The organism is Pauljensenia hongkongensis, assembly GCF_001746855.1.
GTDB classification, from domain to species: Bacteria; Actinomycetota; Actinomycetes; order Actinomycetales; family Actinomycetaceae; genus Pauljensenia; species Pauljensenia hongkongensis.
On the sequence record NZ_CP017298.1, the window covers coordinates 2,002,175 to 2,005,157 of the forward strand.

At 70.5% G+C, this 2,983-nt stretch carries 3 protein-coding genes; all 3 read left to right on the top strand.

The features are described from left to right. Positions 1–253: TilS substrate-binding domain-containing protein (locus BH719_RS08275; protein ID WP_009744384.1), on the top strand; the 253-nt coding region annotated here is incomplete at its 5' end. A gap of 92 nt (positions 254–345) precedes the next feature. Beyond that, the gene (hpt, locus tag BH719_RS08280; protein ID WP_009744385.1) at positions 346–900 is read left to right on the top strand and encodes a hypoxanthine phosphoribosyltransferase; all 555 of its coding nucleotides are present in this window, start codon (positions 346–348) and stop codon (positions 898–900) included. A 23-nt stretch (positions 901–923) separates the two neighbouring features. Further along, a partial coding sequence (gene ftsH / locus BH719_RS08285; RefSeq protein ID WP_009744386.1) for an ATP-dependent zinc metalloprotease FtsH occupies positions 924–2,983 on the top strand: 2,060 nt, incomplete at its 3' end.

The following is a 2,983-nucleotide window of genomic DNA, read 5'->3' on the forward strand; positions in this document are numbered from 1 at the left end:
GGGCGCGCGGTCGATCCGCGTGAAGGCGCTCGAGGGGCTGCCCAGGGCGGTGCGCGGGCGCGTCCTGGCGTCCTTCCTGCGCGACGCCGGGGTTCCCGGGGGCTCCCTGGCGGCCGGGCACGTCGAGGCGGTGGACGCGCTCGTCACCGCGTGGAGGGGCCAGGGCCCGCTCAGCCTCCCGCGCGTCGTGGTCGCGCGCTCCGGCAGGGGGGAGCGGGCGGTGATCGAGGCGGGGCCGCTTCGCTCACAGTGAGAAAACGCCGTAGCGTGCGCGCCCGCGCCGCGAACTATGAGACGCTAGACGCGTTAACGCCCTAATGGCATACCGGCAGAGAAGGGGAACGAGTGGACGCCGCTGATATGGGAGACGACCTCAAAGACGTTCTGGTCACCGCGGAGGACCTCGACCAGCGCCTGGGCGAGCTCGCCAGGCAGATCGACGAGGACTACGCGGGCAAGGAGATCCTGTTGGTCGGCGTCCTGCGGGGGGCGGTCATGGTGATGGCCGACCTGTCGAGGAAGCTCCGCACGCCCCTGCAGATGGACTGGATGGCGGTGTCCTCCTACGGGTCCGGCACGAAGACCTCGGGCGTGGTGAGGATCCTCAAGGACCTCGACCAGGACGTGACCGGGCGCCACGTCCTGATCGTCGAGGACATCATCGACTCGGGCCTGACCCTGTCGTGGCTGCGGTCGAACCTGGTGGGCAGGGGCGCGGCCTCGGTGGAGATCGCCACGACGCTGCGCAAGCCCAAGGCCGCCAAGGTCGACGTCCCCGTCAAGTACGTCGGTTTCGAGATCCCCGACGAGTTCGTCGTCGGCTACGGCCTGGACTACGCCGAGAAGTACCGGAACCTGCCCTTCGTGGGCACGCTGTCGCCCCACGTCTACCGGAAATGACCCCCGCTAACTGAAAGACGGTTGTGAACGAGACCTCCAACAAGCACCCCCGCGTGAACCTGGCGTGGGCAGTCGTCCCGCTCGTCGCCCTCCTGCTGGGGGGGTGGTTCGTGTGGCAGGCCTTCCAGCCCCGCGGGGTCGACACCTCCGAGGGCCTGGCGCTGATCAGCGGATCCACGGTGGAGCGGGTCGTCCTCAACGAGGGCATCCAACAGGTCAACCTCGGCCTCACGGAGGACTACACGCACCAGGGGACCGGCGTCGAGGATCCCACTGCGAACCTGGGCCGCAGCGTGTACTTCTCGTACTCCTACACCCAGACGAAGGACATCCTCGACGCCGTGCAGGCCGCCGCCCCGGCGAAGGGGTGGAACGCGGTGCGCCCCCAGGGGTCGGCGCTGGGCGCGATGGCGCAGCTCGTCGTCCCCCTGCTGATCCTGCTGGTCGCCTTCTACTTCCTGATGAACCGCCTGTCCGGTTCGCGGATGATGGGCGGCTTCACGCAGTCCCGCGTCAAGGAGTTCAACCAGGAGCGCCCCGACGTGACCTTCGCCGACGTGGCCGGCGAGGACGAGGCCGTCGAGGAGCTGGAGGAGATCCGCGAGTTCTTGTCCTCGCCGGACAAGTTCCACAGGGTGGGGGCGCGGATCCCGCGCGGCGTCCTGCTCTACGGCCCCCCCGGCACGGGCAAGACCCTGCTGGCCAAGGCGGTGGCCGGCGAGGCGCACGCCCCGTTCTTCTCGATCTCCGGCTCCGAGTTCATGGAGCTGTACGTGGGGGTCGGCGCCTCGCGCGTGCGCGACCTGTTCGACCGCGCGAAGAAGAACGCCCCCGCGATCATTTTCATCGACGAGATCGACGCGGTGGGCCGCCACCGCGGCTCCGGCATCGGCGGCGGCAACGACGAGCGCGAGCAGACCCTCAACCAGATGCTCGTGGAGATGGACGGTTTCGACGAGCGCGCCAACATCATCCTCATCGCCGCCACGAACCGCCCGGACATCCTGGATCCGGCCCTGCTGCGCCCGGGCCGCTTCGACCGGCAGATCGCGGTGGAGGCCCCCGACCTCAGGGGCCGGGAGGCGATCCTCAAGGTGCACGCCGCGGGCAAGCCCATGACCGACGACGTGGATCTGCGCCAGATCGCCAAGCGCACCCCGGGCTTCACGGGGGCCGACCTGGCGAACGTGCTCAACGAGGCGGCGCTGCTCACGGCCCGCTCGAACGCGGATCTGATCGACAACCGCGCCATCGACGAGGCCATCGACCGCGTGATCGCCGGCCCGCAGAAGCGCACGCGGGTGATGAACGACCACGACAAGGCGGTCACCGCGTACCACGAGGGCGGGCACGCCCTGGCGGCGGCGGCCCTGCGCTACACCGACCCGGTCACGAAGGTGACGATCCTGCCGCGCGGGCGGGCCCTGGGCTACACGATGGTGATGCCCACCGAGGACCGTTTCAACAAGACGCGCAACCAGCTGCTCGACGACCTCGTCTACTCGATGGGCGGGCGCGTCGCCGAGGAGCTCGTCTTCCGCGACCCGTCGACCGGCCCGGCCAACGACATCGCCCAGGCGACGAAGACGGCGCGCGCGATGGTCACGGACTACGGCATGAGCGACCGCATCGGCATGGTCAAGCTCGGGGACGCGGACGTGGAGGCCTTCGGGCACCGCGGCGGCCCCAAGGAGGGCGCGGTCGTCTCCGACGAGATGGCCTCGGTCATCGACGCCGAGGTCCGCCGCCTCCTGGACGACGCGATGCGCGAGGCGTGGGAGATCCTCACCCGCAACCGCGATGTCCTGGACCGCCTGGCGGAGCGCCTGCTGGAGGAGGAGACGCTGGACGAGTCGCAGTTGGCGGAGTTGTTCAAGGACGTGCGAAAGCAGCCCGAGCGCCCCGTGTGGAACTACCAGTCCGACGCCGCCGTCGAGGGCGCGGTCATGGGGAGGCCGAAGGGCGTGCCCGACTTGCCGGCCGGGTCCGGCGAGGGGGCGGCCGACCAGGGGGAGGCGCAGGCGGCCGCCGGCTCGGCGGCCGGGCCGGCCGGGGGGGACGGCGCCCCCGCTGATCCTGGTCC